The organism is Paraburkholderia sp. LEh10 (genome assembly GCF_017814945.1).
Classification (GTDB): Bacteria; Pseudomonadota; Gammaproteobacteria; order Burkholderiales; family Burkholderiaceae; genus Paraburkholderia.
This window is the reverse complement of record NZ_JAGIPX010000053.1, coordinates 1-14,446: the sequence shown is the minus strand read 5'-3', so window position 1 is coordinate 14,446 and position 14,446 is coordinate 1. Positions and strand designations below refer to the sequence as shown.

Annotated in this window: 15 protein-coding genes and 1 pseudogene; 4 read left to right on the top strand and 12 right to left on the bottom strand. The window is 61.5% G+C overall.

The features are described from left to right. Positions 1-6 precede the first annotated feature (6 nt). From J8I87_RS32320 to hcaE, 12 genes and pseudogenes are all read right to left on the bottom strand, one after another. Positions 7-489, bottom strand: coding sequence for a bacteriohemerythrin (locus tag J8I87_RS32320; protein ID WP_209936300.1), 483 nt, complete (start codon positions 487-489; stop codon positions 7-9). A 657-nt stretch (positions 490-1,146) separates the two neighbouring features. Beyond that, a complete protein-coding gene (locus J8I87_RS32315; RefSeq protein ID WP_209936250.1) occupies positions 1,147-1,587 on the bottom strand; it encodes a MaoC family dehydratase in 441 nt (146 codons plus the stop codon). Between the two features lie 67 nt (positions 1,588-1,654). Then, positions 1,655-5,191, bottom strand: a complete 3,537-nt coding sequence (locus J8I87_RS32310; protein WP_209936248.1) for an indolepyruvate ferredoxin oxidoreductase family protein — start codon at positions 5,189-5,191, stop codon at positions 1,655-1,657. A 60-nt stretch (positions 5,192-5,251) separates the two neighbouring features. Further along, positions 5,252-6,121, bottom strand: a complete 870-nt coding sequence (locus tag J8I87_RS32305) for an alpha/beta fold hydrolase (RefSeq protein WP_209936247.1) — start codon at positions 6,119-6,121, stop codon at positions 5,252-5,254. Positions 6,122-6,221: 100 nt separating this feature from the next. Then, on the bottom strand, positions 6,222-7,010 hold the full coding sequence (mhpD, locus tag J8I87_RS32300) for a 2-keto-4-pentenoate hydratase (RefSeq protein WP_209936299.1): 789 nt from the start codon (positions 7,008-7,010) through the stop codon (positions 6,222-6,224). Between the two features lie 17 nt (positions 7,011-7,027). Continuing rightward, positions 7,028-8,014, bottom strand: coding sequence for a 3-carboxyethylcatechol 2,3-dioxygenase (locus J8I87_RS32295; protein WP_209936245.1), 987 nt, complete (start codon positions 8,012-8,014; stop codon positions 7,028-7,030). A gap of 50 nt (positions 8,015-8,064) precedes the next feature. Beyond that, positions 8,065-8,402: pseudogene (locus tag J8I87_RS45155) on the bottom strand (3-(3-hydroxyphenyl)propionate hydroxylase); the annotation flags it as partial. A 6-nt stretch (positions 8,403-8,408) separates the two neighbouring features. After that, a complete protein-coding gene (gene hcaD / locus J8I87_RS32285; protein WP_209936243.1) occupies positions 8,409-9,632 on the bottom strand; it encodes a 3-phenylpropionate/cinnamic acid dioxygenase ferredoxin--NAD(+) reductase subunit in 1,224 nt (407 codons plus the stop codon). Positions 9,633-9,702: 70 nt separating this feature from the next. Continuing rightward, entirely contained in the window at positions 9,703-10,539 is an 837-nt protein-coding gene (hcaB, locus tag J8I87_RS32280) for a 3-phenylpropionate-dihydrodiol/cinnamic acid-dihydrodiol dehydrogenase (RefSeq protein ID WP_209936242.1), read from the bottom strand. After that, on the bottom strand, positions 10,536-10,856 hold the full coding sequence (gene hcaC / locus J8I87_RS32275; RefSeq protein WP_209936241.1) for a 3-phenylpropionate/cinnamic acid dioxygenase ferredoxin subunit: 321 nt from the start codon (positions 10,854-10,856) through the stop codon (positions 10,536-10,538). The genes hcaB and hcaC overlap by 4 nt, the downstream gene beginning before the upstream one ends. 5 nt (positions 10,857-10,861) lie before the next feature. Continuing rightward, entirely contained in the window at positions 10,862-11,404 is a 543-nt protein-coding gene (gene hcaF / locus J8I87_RS32270; RefSeq protein ID WP_209936240.1) for a 3-phenylpropionate/cinnamic acid dioxygenase subunit beta, read from the bottom strand. Beyond that, positions 11,397-12,827 (bottom strand): 3-phenylpropionate/cinnamic acid dioxygenase subunit alpha, encoded by a 1,431-nt coding sequence (gene hcaE, locus J8I87_RS32265; protein ID WP_313067175.1) that lies wholly within the window; start codon positions 12,825-12,827, stop codon positions 11,397-11,399. Before hcaE ends, hcaF begins: the two co-directional genes overlap by 8 nt. Before the next feature lie 62 nt (positions 12,828-12,889). Here hcaE and hcaR point away from each other — a divergent pair, with 62 nt between their 5' ends. From hcaR to J8I87_RS32250, 4 genes are all read left to right on the top strand, one after another. Further along, entirely contained in the window at positions 12,890-13,774 is an 885-nt protein-coding gene (gene hcaR, locus J8I87_RS32260) for a DNA-binding transcriptional regulator HcaR (protein WP_209936296.1), read from the top strand. Between the two features lie 93 nt (positions 13,775-13,867). Beyond that, the gene (locus J8I87_RS32255; protein ID WP_209936239.1) at positions 13,868-14,032 is read left to right on the top strand and encodes a DUF1488 family protein; all 165 of its coding nucleotides are present in this window, start codon (positions 13,868-13,870) and stop codon (positions 14,030-14,032) included. Positions 14,033-14,062: 30 nt separating this feature from the next. Then, entirely contained in the window at positions 14,063-14,188 is a 126-nt protein-coding gene (locus tag J8I87_RS45805) for a hypothetical protein (protein WP_280923117.1), read from the top strand. A gap of 140 nt (positions 14,189-14,328) precedes the next feature. Further along, positions 14,329-14,446 (top strand): transposase (locus J8I87_RS32250; protein WP_409518849.1); only part of this gene is annotated, 118 nt, incomplete at its 3' end.

Below are 14,446 nucleotides of genomic sequence, written 5' to 3'. Positions count from 1 at the left end.
GCGTAATCAAATCTTCCGTCTCAGCACAACGGGTTTGCCGCCCATCGTCTGTTTCGTCATCCATGCCGCCAGCGCCGAGTCCAGATAGTCCGCGTGCCCTGGAAACCACTCGAAGAGGTGCATGCCGAGATCTCGAACCAGTTCGACGCCGGCCCGCCCTTGTCCGACCGCTTCCTTGACTTCACGGACCGACTTCAAAACGGCGGCATGTTCGTCGAGGTGGCAGTCCCGTGGAGGAAAGTTCGTCGAACGCATCCACTCGTCTTCCTGCTCGAAATGGCTGACTGCATGCTTCTCGAACTCCTCTATCGCGGCCGCGGCCGTTGCGTCGGTGCAGGTCACCAGCTTCCGCGCAACCGTATAAAACTCCTGATGCACCTCATCCATCTGCGTGAAGCCCAACAGCCGTGCGTCGGACCAGGCGAAATTACTGTCGCTGGGCGGCGCCGGAGCGGTGACAGGGGGGCGTGTAGAAACTTGCTCGCTCATCTTCGATATCTCCTGCTGGTCTCCCGCGAGTCCTGTTAACAGCAACACCGCAAGCCCAGTATCATGCTGTTTCCGCGTTTCATGGTACATATGATTCTGCAATCGTCGCATGCTCAACTTGGTATGAGAAGTTCTGTTATTTAGAAACATCGGGCGCGACGCTCGTGTAAGACCTTTCCGCCTGACAGTCATGGCACTACGGCCTGCCTGACGCGCGAATTCCTCTTTGCGCAGCCGGTCGGCATCTCGTGCGAAATCAGGGGCAAGGTCGATCATGGCAACCGATGCTAGAGGGCAAGGACCCGGCCCTTTAAGCCGATTTATATAGCTGAAAGTACTCTGACTCCTAATGCACCATAGCATGCGTGCCGGCTTTGCCAATCTTCTCGAAGACCTAAAACGCGGGCGTATTTCGATCACGGACGAATGCGCTTTCCAAGTATAGAGCGCCATCTGCCGCCAGTAGTGCGCTTGTGCTTGCGCGAGAGTGAGACGACAGCTTCGCGGGACTGCCAGGCACTTTGTCGGCTACGCCGGTGTAGGCTTGCGGTAGCATTTGCCCCGATCTGAAAAAACCGAATTCATCCGGCAGATGTTGAATGGCGCGCTCATGCGGCCTCGTGGTTACGTCGGTCGGTTACGGTTTTCGAGTCGCATTCACCCGGCGCGGGTCCTGCGCGATGTCGGCATCACGAGCGCATCGCCGTCGATTACGACCTTTCCATTCACGGTACATACGGTCGTCAGCACGACGCGTTTCTTTTCGGCAATCAGTTCCTTGACGGTTACCGTCGCGTGTACCGTATCGCCCGGCCGGACCGGCGCTTTGAATCGCAGGTTCTGGCCGAGATAGACCGTGCCCGGCCCTGGCAGACGACCGGCGATCGCTGCGGATATCACGCTCGCTGTCAGCATGCCGTGGGCGATGCGGCCCTTGAATGGGGTAGTTAGCGCGAATTCCTCGTTGATATGGACGGCGTTGTTGTCACCTGAGGCACCCGCAAAAAGGATGATGTCCGCTTCGGTGATTGTCTTGGCGAAGGTCGCGCACATGCCCTCCTCGAGATCTTCGAGGTCGTATCCGGCGAGTTCATTCATTGTCTATCCATTTTGATTGGTGGCGTTTTACAGGAGATACTTCGCGAGCTGAGGTGCAACGTCTCGCTCACGCAGCCACCTGCGCCGCCGTCGAATGACGGAACGCCAGCAGGCGTTCCTCTTGTATCGCCTTTGCTGACAGAAGACTCTTCTCCTTCACATGGCCATATCCGCGGATTTCGTCGGGGACGCTTGCGAGCGCCACCGCCGCTTCGTGGTTGTCCGCGTTGAGGCTGGTGACGATCTCGTCGAGCAGCGCGATGTAATCCTCGATCAACTGCCGCTCGTGCCTGCGTTCCCCAGTCTTGCCAAAGACATCGAGCGGCCCGCCACGCAAGCCTTTCAGCTTTGCAAGCAGCCTGAATGCGTTGAGCACCCATGGCCCATACGCCTTCTTCTGCAACTCGCCCGTCAACGGGTCGCGCTTCGCGAGAAGCGGCGGCGCCAGATGGAACTGCACCTTGTAGCCGGCCTTGAACTGCGCCTGCAGTTGCGCGAGCGCTTCAGGCGCGGTATGCAGGCGCGCGACCTCATACTCGTCCTTATAGGCCATCAGCTTGTAGAGATACCGTGCGGCGGCCTCGCCGAGCGCGGCCGCACCCGGCACAGCGTGACGCTCGGCGTCGACCACTCGCCGGACCACCTCCGCGTAACGCCGCGCATAGGATGCATTCTGGTAGCCGATCAGGTCCGGCACCCGCACTTCCAGCAGACGCTGGACCTCACCGTGCGCGCCCACCGAATCCACGATGGCGCGCGCCTTTGGACTCAGCACAGCCGCGCGCGGCAGTTCGGTCACGGTGCCGTGGATCGCCGCGATTTCGGCGAGCACGAACGCGCGATCCGCCACGGCCATGCGCCCCCACTTGAAAGCCGCGAGCCCCATTTCCACGCCCACACCAGCTTGCGTGATTGCCTTCTCGATGGAAGCGCTCGCGATCGGCAGTGTGCCCGCCTGATACGCGACGCCGACCATGAAGAGATTGGTCGCCATACTGTCGCCGAAGAGACCTTCAGCAAGCGCCTGGCCGTCGAGGAACACGTCGTCGGCCTTGCGGGTCACGCGCTCGATTCCTGCGGTCAAGCCTGCCGTCGCCGGGAATTGCACATGGCGGTCGGCGACCATCTGGCCGGTCGGCGTCTGCGTGGTCGAAACAATCGCGATCGTACGTTCGGGGTGGCACTTGTCGAGATTCTTTGGATCGGTCGCGTTCAAGATGTCGAAACCGAGGTACAGGTCCGCGCAGCCGTCGGAGATCTTGTTCGAACCTTCGAATGGCTTTGCTGTCACCTTGATGTCCGAGATCACCGCGCCGCCCTTTTGCGCCAGGCCGGTCTGGTCCAGGCCAATCACATACTTGCCTTCGAGGCGCGCCGCGTTCGTGATGGTCGCCGCCACCGTCACCGACCCCGTTCCGCCGATGCCCATGATGTGCACGCCGAAGTCGCCTTGCACTTTCGCCAGCGGCTCGGGCAAGTCGCGCTCGAGCGCCGGGATGCGCGCCTTTTTCTTCTTTGGTTTCTCGCCCGGCGCAACCGCCTCCGCCGACGGCGTGACAGTCAGGAAGGACGGGCAGAAGCCCTTGACGCACGAATAGTCCTTATTGCAAGAGCCTTGATGGATGCGCGTCTTGCGACCGAATTCGGTCGGCACCGGCTCAACGCTCATGCAGTTGGACTTGACACCGCAGTCGCCGCAGCCTTCGCACACACGCTCGTTGATCACCACCACTTCAGCAGGGGTCGGCCGCTTGCCGCGCCCGCGCATGCGGCGCAGCTCGGCGGCGCATTCCTGGTCGTGGATCAGCACCGTCGTACCCTCGACGGCGGCGAGCGTCTTTTGCGCCTCATCGAGCCGGTCGCGATGCCAGACTTCAGTGCCGCCCGCAAGACTCACGCTCGCGTAGTTCTCTGGCTTGTCGGTGGTCAGGATGACCTTCTTCACACCGTTGGCGAGCAGGTCGGACACCACGTCGGCCACCGGATGACTCCCCTGAATGGCCTGTCCGCCCGTCATCGACGTGTGCGCGTTATAAAGCAGCTTGTAGGTGATGTTGACGTCGGTGGACGCGGCATAACGGATCGCGAGACTGCCCGAGTGGAAATAGGTGCCGTCACCCATGTTCTGGAAGATATGCTTCGTGTCGGTGAACGGCGCCATGCCGATCCATTGCGCGCCCTCCGCACCCATGTGCGTGCCCATCACGACGTTGCGGTCCATCCACATCGCCATCGTGTGACAGCCAATGCCCGCAGAAACAATGCTGCCATCCACTGCCTTGGTCGAACTGTTGTGCGGGCAACCGGAGCAGTACCAGGCCGTGCGCACCGCGGTCGGCAGCTTGGTGCGGTCGTGGATCTGGTCGAGCCGACTGATCCAACTTTCCACCGATTCGATGCGCGCCTTGCGCGACAGGCGCTTCGCGAGCGCACGGGCGATGATATCGGATTCGAATTCGCCGTAATGAGGCAGCAACTCCTTCTCTTCCTCGTCGAACTTGCCGACGATCCGCGGCGCGTTGGCCGAGCCGTACAGCAGGTTCTTCGCGAACATTTCGAGGAACGGTCGCTTCTCCTCGATCACGAAGATTTCTTCCAATCCCTTCGCGAACTCGCGAACGACGCTCGCTTCCATCGGGAACAGCATGCCCATCTTCAGAATACGGATGCCGTGGCGGCGCAGCGCCTCGTCGTCCAGTCCCATTTCGAGGAAAGCCTGCTGCAGGTCGTTATAGGTCTTGCCCGCCGTGATGATGCCGAGCCACGCATCGGGGTTCTGGAACACGACGTTGTTGAGCTTGTTCTCGCGCGCGTAGCGCTTCGCCACTTCGAGCCGGCGCGTGTAAAGCGACTGCTCCATTTCGAGCGCTTCGGCGCGCACGTTCATGCCAAGATTCATTCTCGGCGCGAAAGGTTTGCCGTCGAACGTCATGTCCGGTGTGACGAAGTTCAGACGATCCGCCGACACGTCAGCCGCACCACTGCCGTCGGCGACATTGGTCACGATCTTCAGGCCTACCCACAGTCCCGACAGACGCGACATCTGATAGCCGTGCAGCCCGAGGTCCAGAATTTCCTGAACCGTGCCCGGATAGAGCGAGGGCATGCCAACATGAAAGAGCATCGGTTCGGACTGGCTAGCCAGTGACGACGATTTGCAACTCGGGTCATCGCCGACCACGGCAAGCACGCCACCGTTCTTGCCGATGCCCGTGTAATTTGCGTGCTTGAGCGCATCGCCGCTGCGGTCGACGCCCGGCGCCTTGCCGTACCACATGCCCGTCACGCCATCGAATTTCCGCTTGCCGACCGTGTGCATCATCTGCGTGCCCCAGACCGCCGTAGCGGCGAGGTCTTCATTGATGCCGTCGACGAACTTGATGTTGTTCTCGACCAGAACCTTTTGCTGCTTGATGAACGCAGCGTCAAGCATGCCGACTGGCGAGCCGCGATAGCCCGACACGAACATGCCAGTCTTGAGACCACGGCGTGCATCGGTACGGATCTGGTCGAGCGTCAGGCGAACAAGCGCGTCGATGCCCCCCACGTGGATAACACCCTCTTCCTGGGTGAATGCATTGGTGACGTCTTGTTTCGATGACATGAGGGGACTCTCTTTCCGTGAAGGATGTTGCGCAATCGAGAAAATCGAAGGAATGGGGGGTTAGTGACCGAAGAACTCCAGCACCATCCGATTGAACTTGTCGGCATGTTCCCACTGCGCCCAGTGGCCGCAGCGACCGAAGACATGCAGATCAGCGTTGGGCATGCCCCACACGAGCCGCAGGCCCACGTCCATCGGCACAAAACGGTCGTCGCGCCCCCAAATAACCAGCGTCGGCGCGGAAATTTCGCCGAGTCGCGGGCCCACGTCAGGGAACTGCTTCGGATTGGCTGCCAGACTCTTGACGAAATTCTCGAGGTGGTCGCGCCGCGCGAGCATGTTATCCAGTCGCGTGTGCATCAGTTCTTCGGTTAGGGTGCCGGTGTCGAACACGAACACGTTCAGCATCCTCTTCAGATTTTCGAGCGTCGGCTCCCGGTAAAGGCCCTGCAGCAGCTTGATACCTTCGGTGGGCATCGGCACAAACTGGCTCGGTCCGCCCGTTCCACCCCCCATCAACACCAGTTTGCCGACGCGCTCCGGATTGGCCAGCGCGAATGCCACGGCACTGTGGCCACCCATGGAATTGCCGACCACGTGCACGCGTCCAATCCCGATTGCATCGAGCAGGCCTTTCAGCACCCGCGCATTCAGTTCCGAACGCGAGCTGCTGCAGACGATGGAATCGCTTTTTCCCCATCCTGGGCAATCCATCAGAATGACGCGGTAGCCGGCGTCAACAAAGGCGTCAATGTTCCGATTGAAGTTTGCCCAGCCGCTAGCGCCGGGTCCGGAGCCATGTAGCATCACCACGGTCTCATCACCTTGCCCGGCATCGTTGTAGTGCACCTGCAAGTCGAGATTGCCTTCCTTCACCCTGACGAGCCTGCTGGTCGCCGCCTCGCTCTGCACATTCGTAGTTGCTGTCATTTCACGTTTCCTCCTATCGGAAGTTGAGTCGGATCAGGCGACTCGATGCGGAAGGGATCGGAGCTTCCCATCCCCACCTGATGCGTCTTAAGTCGTGTGTTTACTCAGAGAATGTTGCTCGGACGCTGCCGAGGCCGTCGATGTGTGTCGTGAAGGTACCGGGTCGATTGACGGCCACCATCGGTCCGAGTGCCCCCGTCAGCAAAATGTCCCCCGCGCGCAGCGGCGTGCCGAGCTGTACCATCCGGTCGGCAAGCCACACGGCAGCGTTGAGTGGGTTGCCGAGACACGCGGAACCTTGGCCGCGCGAGAGTACATCGTCTTGCTGAGCGAGTGTCATCGCGCATGCCGCAAGATCGAGTTCACGCAGGGAAACCGGACGGCTGCCGAGCACGAACATCGCGCTCGATGCGTTGTCGGCAACGGTGTCCACGAAGCGGATGTCCCAGTTCTCGATACGGCTGTCGACAACTTCAATCGCGGCAAGCGCGTAGGCAGTTGCGCCGATCAGATCGGCGAAGGTGTGCTTTTCCGCGGTGAGATCGCGTGCCAGAACCAGTGCGATCTCGGCTTCGATCTTTGGCTGAATCAGCTTCGAAAGCGGCATCGGCTCGTTGTCGCCGTAGGCCATCGAGGCGAACAGTGTGCCGAAATCAGGTTGATCGACGCCGAGTTGACGCTGCACCGCGAGCGACGTGAGACCAATTTTGCGGCCCACGACACGCTCGCCCGCGGCGCAGCGCGCGTCGACGTTGGCACGCTGCACCGCGTATGCGAGCGTGGCATCGTCTGGCGAGATCTCACCGCGCACCGGGGAGACCGGCCGCTTTGCCTGTTCAGCGTCGCGCAGCCGCGCGGCGAGCTTCAGTACGGTTTCTTGATCGGGCATGGTGTTCTCTTTACCTTTTAGGTCAGCGTCGCAGCGATCTGCGCAGTTGAAGCGGTATTTTTCGGTGCCGCCGGTTGCGCGTGCATCGCGCCAAATCCCGCAATCCACTCCGGAATGGGGCGGTAGTAGTCGAGTGATGCCGCATAAGGTCCATAGGCTGCGAGTGCGCCGAATGCGGCGATCCACGTGCGGATTTCATGTGCCGACTTGCCAGCGTCGCGGGTGATCGCGTCATCAGTCATGCCGTCGACTGCGGTCAAATCGCCGGCAGCGAGCAAGTCGAGAAAAGCGCGGTCCCATTCCGGATTGAGTGGATGCAGGCGGCTATTACCCGCAGCGAACGATTGCGCGGCGGCGACCGTGCGCGCCTGCCGCGCCGCGCGCGATTCGGCCGACGGATTGCGTCCGGCGATCAGCCGCTCGGCGACTTCCTCACTGGCGCCCTCGATTTCCGGAACCGGCGGCTCGTGCGAGATACCGCCCGAGCCGATTACCAGCACGCGCTTGCCTGTTTGCGCAAGAAAGCGGCCGATCGCATCGCCCAGCAACCTCGAGCGACGGCACGAAGCCATTGGTGGCGCCACCGAATTAATGAACACCGGGACGACTGGATACCGGTCAAGCGCGCCGGTCAACACCTCTAGCGCCTGCGCGCAACCGTGATCCACCTGCATCCGGTACGAAATCGAGACGTCGATTTCACTGGCCAGCACCTTCCCGGCGAGCGCGAGCGCAGTGTCCTGCTCTACATCAAGCGGGCCAGCCAGACTATTGAAGTCACCAACGGCCGTCGCTGCGACGCCGATGCAGAACTGAGGCATGACTTCATAAAAGAAGCCGTTGTAGTGGTCGGGCGCAAAGACGACGACCAGTTCAGGGTCGAACGTTTCGACGCGTGCGCGAGCCGCGTGCTGGGCACGCTTCACCTCCGCCATGACTTCGGGCGTCGGATCGTAGTAACCATCCAACGGCGTATGAGACAGACATTCGAGCAGAATGGGCATGTCAGGCTCCTCCTTTAAGCGCGACAGTGGTGTCGCATGCAAGTGTTACGTCATGCTGGGCGGGGGAAGTCGCCGGTCGCGCCGCGTGGCGCGACCGGCTGCAACGCCAGCTTGCCGGCCGGATCGGCGATGTTCTGCGAGACCTGCTGCGGCGAGCACATGCCGGCGACAAAGCGGTCCGGGCGCAGCAGCACCGCCGAATGCGGCACCTGTAAGCCAGTCCTTCAGGCGAGCGTTCACGTCACCAATGGCGATGACGCCTTCGGGCACGTCGTTTGTGGAAACGCAACCGCGTCTCGGGCTTGGCAATCACGAAACTTCCGCCGATCGACTTCCTGACGGCACGCGCTTCTGGCGTCAGTCCGTAGGTCGGGTCTGAGCCCCAGCTGCCGTGTCAGACCGCTTTGACGAGCGCGCGCAGCGCCTGCCTGGGATCCAGCAGCACCTCGGGTGGAATCTTCGCGCGCCGGTCAACCAGCTCCCGTGCGCTGCGCATGTCGCGGCCTAGATTGACAGTGATCGCGCCAATCAGCACCCCTTGCTCGTCGAGGCCAAACAGTACGCAAGGTGGCGTATCGAGTTGGCCGCGCACGATCCAGTTCGGCGCGGACATGTCGCCGACGAACTGCACGTTGAACCCGCACTGGTCCGTCCAGAACCATGGTGCTGCCTCCGCCTCGGGCGAAAGGCCGAGCATGGAGCGTGCTGCCGCAATGCCCTGATTCTGCGCGTTCTCCCACGTCTCACGACGCAGATGGCGGCCACTTGCGGCGTCATGTCGGCTCGCGACATCGCCCGCTGCATAGATACGAGGATCCGATGTGCGGCACTGCGTGTCGATCATGATGCCGTTGTCGACCGCGAGGCCAGCCGCTTCGGCCAGCCAGGTATGAGGCTCGACGCCAATGCCGTAAATGACCGCATCACCGACAATCCGTGTACCGTCCTGCAATTTCAGTACGATCTCGCCGTTTTCGCGCGCGACTGCCGCCAACGTCGCATCGAAATGCAGCGCGACGCCGCGTCGGCGATGGACGTCACAGAGGAACTGGCTGAGCAGCGAAGGCGAACAGCGTCCCATTGCCGACGGCGCGGCTTCGATCACGGTAACGTGCGCGCCGAGATCGACTGCGGTGGATGCCAGTTCGAGCCCGATTACGCCCGCGCCGACCAGCAAGATCCGGCGGCCCGGCCGCAGCTCGCTTGTCAGCTTCCTTGCGTCGTCGATCGTACGCAGCGTATGCACGTTTGCGCCAAGCGCATCGAGCAGCGGCAGACGGCGCACACGGGCACCCGTCGCCAGCAGCAGCTTGTCGTAGGCGAGTGACTCGCCGTTCGACAGCATCGCAGTGCGCGCTTGCCGATCGAGTGCGATGACGGAGACGTCAAGTATCAGCTCGATTTCGTGCTGGTCATAGAACCCTTCCGCATGCACCGCGCAGCGCGTTTGCTCGGGGCGCAACAGCGCATCCTTCGACAGCGGCGGACGCTCATAGGGCACGTGCGGTTCGTCGCCAAGCAGTAGCACCCGGCCGTCGAATCCCTGCCGGCGCAGTTCCGCAGCGGCATTCGCGCCAGCCTGGCCGGCGCCGACGATGACATAAACGGGACAATTCATGAATCAAACTCTCGCGGTCCGCGGAGCCGCGCGATCGCGACCCCGCCTCTCTATTGCCTTACAACAGCGATCAAAGATGCAGGCCACCCGCCACGTGACGAATGCCGCGGATGCCGAGACCGGCATCCGCGTTGATCATCACGCCGCTCAGCACGCGGTTGTTCGCGCGCGAAGCCAGCATCACATAGGGGCCAGTGAAATCGGCGGGTTCCGGGAAGAACTGCAGCGGCAGGATGCTCGCGATCGCCTCCGGCGAGCGCGAATCCATGATGCGCCTGTCTTCCTGGCCGAGTGCGGCGGGTCCCCGTAGATCGCTCGCCATGCCGCACGGGCCAACGCCGTTGACGCGCACCTTCGGCGCGAGCTCGTAGGCCAGCTGACGAATCAGGCCGACGGTCGCATGCTTGCTCGCGGTATAGAGCGGCCCCCCTCCACCCGGATAGAAGGATGAGTTGGACAGCGTGAAGATGATGCTGCCTTCGCTCTCGATGAGCGCGCGGGCAGCCGCCTGCGCGCCCAGCAGGTAGCCCTTGACGTTGATCGGGAACAACTCGTCGAAGCCCCGGTCGAGCTGTTCGGGTGTCAGGTCCATCAAGCCGGACGCATGATCCCAGATCGCCGCATTGCCGATGAAGGTGTCGAGTGACCCGAAGCGCTCCAGCGTGGCGGAGACGGCGCGCGCATTGTCCTCTTGCGAACGGACATCGCCCTGCACCGCGACCACGTCCGCACCGAAACGTTCGTTCAGCGCAGCGACCTTTGGCTGCGACCGTTCCAGCACGCCAACCCGGCAGCCCTCTTGCAAGAATCGCTCGACGAGCGCGAGACCCAGCCCTGAGCCGCCGCCCGTAATCAGCGCGACCTGGCCGCGCAGCCAGCCCTCGGCCTTAACATTCGCGGCGTTCATGCGGCCTCCGGCATGTCGACGTAGATCTTTCCCTCGACCACGGCGATCGGGAACGTCCTGAGCGGCGCGGTCGCCGGCTGGCAGAGTGCCGTGCCGGTCTTCAGGCAGAAACGCGCGGCATGCAGCGGACATTCGATCGTGCCATCGTCCTCGACATAGCCCTCGGACATCGAGGCATTGCCATGACTGCAGCGGTCGGAGAGGGCATAGACTTCGCCGTTGGAACGGAACACCGCGACCGCTTCGCCGGGGCCGTCCACCTTGATCGCCTCGCCATCGGACAAGGCGTTGTCTTCGCAAACGAGAATGCGTGCCATGATGTTCAGAAAAGTATGCTGAGGTTGTGAGAGTTCAAGGTCGCCTGATCAAGCGTGATCTCGCGGCGACATACCTGCCAGCCTGCGGGCGTGTCTGTCCGTCTAATGCGGTCGAGACGTTTGCCCACATAGATGGCTTCGTCGCGTTCTTTCTGCGACCGGTACAGCAGATAATTCAGCCGGATGTCAAATTCACCAGCCTGATCCGTTGCCATGACGACGACGTTGGTCGCGAGGTGCCGGGTGCGCGATGGCGGTTCCTCAGCCCAGGCCATGCCGGTCTCGAGGCGCGCAATGCGGCGCTCGAGCTGTGCGTATGTATCGTTGAAAATCCAGGTCGTCGGCGGCTGAATGCTGCGACGGCGGTCACGCGTCTGCGCGTTCACCGTGGTGCGCATCGCGTAATGCACATCTGGTGACATGAGTTCGAGCCAATCGCGAAAGTGCCAGTCATCCAGCAGTTCGGCTTCGTGATAGAGAAACTGTTCGATCTCGTGATGCAACTCGAATGACACCGTTTGCGGACGGTTGAACGTGATGTCAGTCATGGTTCAACACCTCCTGTTCGTACGACCGGCTGCGTTCGAGCACTTCCGCCCAGCTATCGCAGGCCAGCAGATCGGCCCAGCGGCGATACATGCCGCGCGCCGCCGTTTCCGAGAAAATGTAGTTGGTCACGCCCGGAATGCCGTCCTTGCGAACTTTTTCATTACCGAGCCCCATCTCGACAATGAGCTTGGTCTGACGAGCGCGCCTGCCACGCAGCACCTTCTGGATCTCCACCCAGTTCTCCGAGTCGTCCTGCTCGAGAAAACCCGCCGGACCGAACGCACGCGTCGCGCTGCGTTCGAAGGCTTGCTTCACCTCGTCGGAGGCGTCCTTGTCGGCAATGCAGAAGGCCCAGACTTCAACCTGATTCGGTCCTCGTGGATGCCACACGCGCAGCGTGGCCGTGCCGTTGAGCCAGGACATAGTCGGAAACATGTTGTTGTGCCCGGCCAAACGCAGCGCCCGGACTTTGCCAAGACGTGCCTCGACTTCGGGATACGTATCCCGGAAGTACTGTGACACGACGCCCTCCACCCACACGTTCGCATCCGGCTTCTCAGTGAAGAAGAAGCCGCTGCCGTGTCCGGCCTGGCCATACTGCAGAGCGTCCTTGGCTGTTTCCCAAACCGGACGCGCCGTCTGTCCTGCACCGAGGGCTTTGTCGCCTTCGTCTTCCGTGGCGCCCAGCACCTGCACAGCGGAAGCATGGGAGAACAAGGCGTGATATTGATCGCTCGCAAACTGTTCCGCGGGGAATTTCCAGTTGCAGTCGATCACCCACTTGTGCACGCCACCGATGATTTCGGTGCCGCCCGGACGACGGTCGAGCACACCATCGAGATACCAGGCGATATCGCCCATATACTCCTCGAGGCTGGGCGCGTCGGGATCCCAGTTGCCAAAAATAAGGCCCTTGTACTCGGCTACACGCGTGACTTCCTGCAAGCCAAGCTTTTCCTTGCAGAGACCGTGTGGATAGGCGCGCTCTTCGAGCGGCACGTCGACGAGGCTGCCATCGGTGCCATACGACCAGCCGTGGTACGGGCAGGTGAACGATCGGGTATTCCCGCAATCGGCGTAGCTCACCCGCATCGAGCGGTGACGGCACTGATTCAGGAACGCCTTGACGGAGCCGTCCTTCTGCCGGACCACGATGATCGGGTCCTCGCCCATATAGGTGTTGAAGTAGTCGCCGGCCGTGGGGATCTGACTGACATGCGCGAGAAACAGCCAGCATCGGCCGAAGATGCGCTCCAGTTCGAGCTCGTACAGATCGGGATCCGAGTAGATCGACGATGCAACCCGGCCAGTGCGCGCATCGACCAGCGCGTCGAAATCGATCGCTTTTTCAGACATTTTTCGTCTCCTCCGGGGAGGTTCGTTATCGAAGGTGTGCGCACATGGTCGCGTCCAGGCAGGCACGCTGTAAAATACTTTGTTTGTTTGGATTAAGACGTTTCAGCGATAACTGGACGAGGCATTCCGTGGAACTAAGACACTTGCGCTACTTCGTCGCCGTGGCTGAAGACCTCAGCTTCACGCGTGCGGCCGAGCGCCTGCATACCGCACAGCCGTCGTTGAGCCAGCAGATTCGCGATCTCGAAGCAGAAGTGGGCACCGAGCTCCTGTCGCGCACGCGACGCAAGGTGGAGCTAACGGAAGCAGGCAGGGTCTTCCTGACCGAGGCGCGTCTGACACTCGCCCAGGCCGAACGCGCGGTGGCGCGCGCACGCCATGTCGGGTCGAGGAAGAAGTCGACGGTGACGATCGGCTTCGTCCCGGCTGCCGAGGTGCGAATTTTTCCCAGCGTCCTGCCGCGGCTGCGGCTGCGGTTTCCCGACGTGGACGTGGATTTGCGCAGCATTCCCACCTCCGAGCAGGAGCAGATGCTGCTCGATGACGAGATCGATGTCGCGTTCATGCGCAAACCGATCCACTCACCGGATATCCTCAGCAAGGTGGTGCTGCGCGAACCGATCATCGCGGTGCTTCCGGTCAACCATCGGCTCACGCAATACGCGGAGATCGACCCGGCGCTTCTTCAGGGCGAGGCGTTCATCAGCACTCACCCGCTGTATTCCGGCGATGTGTACGACACCGTCCAGGCCTACTTCGCTCAACATGGATTGCAGCCGAACGTCGTTCAGGTCGCATCGAACATTCTTCTCAATCTGAACCTGATCGGCATGGGTCTGGGCTATGGACTCCTGCCCGCCTACACCGCTTCCTTGACCAACCCGGCGATATGCACGCGGCCGCTGGCAGGCGATGTGCCCGAGATCGAATTGCTGATGGCATGGCGTGCGGATGGCCGGTCTGCCGAAGTTGACGGCCTGCTGGAGCTGGTGACGCACCATTTGATCGGATGACGGCGATCTTTGCGTGGATGGATAGCCGCATGACTGCTTCGCTCCAACCAGGTTCTCCGGATAAAGCGAAGCAGCGTCGCTCGGTCAGCCGGCATGCTCCTCGAGCGTCCAGCGGATCGGGCTCACGCCAAACTCACCAGCAAGGATTGGGACGAACCCTCGCTGCTCGCCGCATTTGATCGAAACCGCGACAGGATTCTCGCGATCGCGAGAACGGTGTACAAAGGCGGCCCACAGAACAGATACACCGTCTCCTGATCAAATGCGTGAAGCAAATGCATAAAATGCATGCACACGCTCCTCCGGCGGTTGGGCGATCGTCTGATCCATGCATTCCACGATCTCGCGACATTCTCCCGGTATCAACCGCTCGACACGAGCACGGTGCTGCGCAACGACGCGCAGATTGCATAAAGCCAATCAGACAAGGGTGATGTTCGGGCGCGGCTTGTTGCACGCGCCGTGCTGCCTCAGATGCATCGCATGTTTCGGAATTGCCGCGTCACCCTTAGACCGTGTTAGGAATTTTTTGTAGAACCTGGTACCTTGGAGGAATGACAAGAGAAAAACGCAAACCCTACCCGACAGACGTGTGCGACGAAGAGTGGAGCTTCGCGGCGCCGTATCTGACGCTGATGGATGAAGCAGCACCGCAGCGCAAGTACGAACTGC

Coding starts and splice junctions, on each gene's coding strand:
- J8I87_RS45805 (WP_280923117.1), top strand. CDS start 14,063: ATGCACACGCTCCTCCGGCGGTTGGGCGATCGTCTGATCCATGCATTC.
- J8I87_RS32315 (WP_209936250.1), bottom strand. CDS start 1,587: ATGAATGAACTCGCCGGATACGACCTCGAAGATCTCGAGGAGGGCATG.
- J8I87_RS32305 (WP_209936247.1), bottom strand. CDS start 6,121: ATGACAGCAACTACGAATGTGCAGAGCGAGGCGGCGACCAGCAGGCTC.
- J8I87_RS32255 (WP_209936239.1), top strand. CDS start 13,868: ATGCTCCTCGAGCGTCCAGCGGATCGGGCTCACGCCAAACTCACCAGC.
- hcaD (WP_209936243.1), bottom strand. CDS start 9,632: ATGAATTGTCCCGTTTATGTCATCGTCGGCGCCGGCCAGGCTGGCGCG.
- mhpD (WP_209936299.1), bottom strand. CDS start 7,010: ATGCCCGATCAAGAAACCGTACTGAAGCTCGCCGCGCGGCTGCGCGAC.
- hcaB (WP_209936242.1), bottom strand. CDS start 10,539: ATGAACGCCGCGAATGTTAAGGCCGAGGGCTGGCTGCGCGGCCAGGTC.
- J8I87_RS32320 (WP_209936300.1), bottom strand. CDS start 489: ATGAGCGAGCAAGTTTCTACACGCCCCCCTGTCACCGCTCCGGCGCCG.
- hcaC (WP_209936241.1), bottom strand. CDS start 10,856: ATGGCACGCATTCTCGTTTGCGAAGACAACGCCTTGTCCGATGGCGAG.
- hcaF (WP_209936240.1), bottom strand. CDS start 11,404: ATGACTGACATCACGTTCAACCGTCCGCAAACGGTGTCATTCGAGTTG.
- J8I87_RS32310 (WP_209936248.1), bottom strand. CDS start 5,191: ATGTCATCGAAACAAGACGTCACCAATGCATTCACCCAGGAAGAGGGT.
- J8I87_RS32295 (WP_209936245.1), bottom strand. CDS start 8,014: ATGCCCATTCTGCTCGAATGTCTGTCTCATACGCCGTTGGATGGTTAC.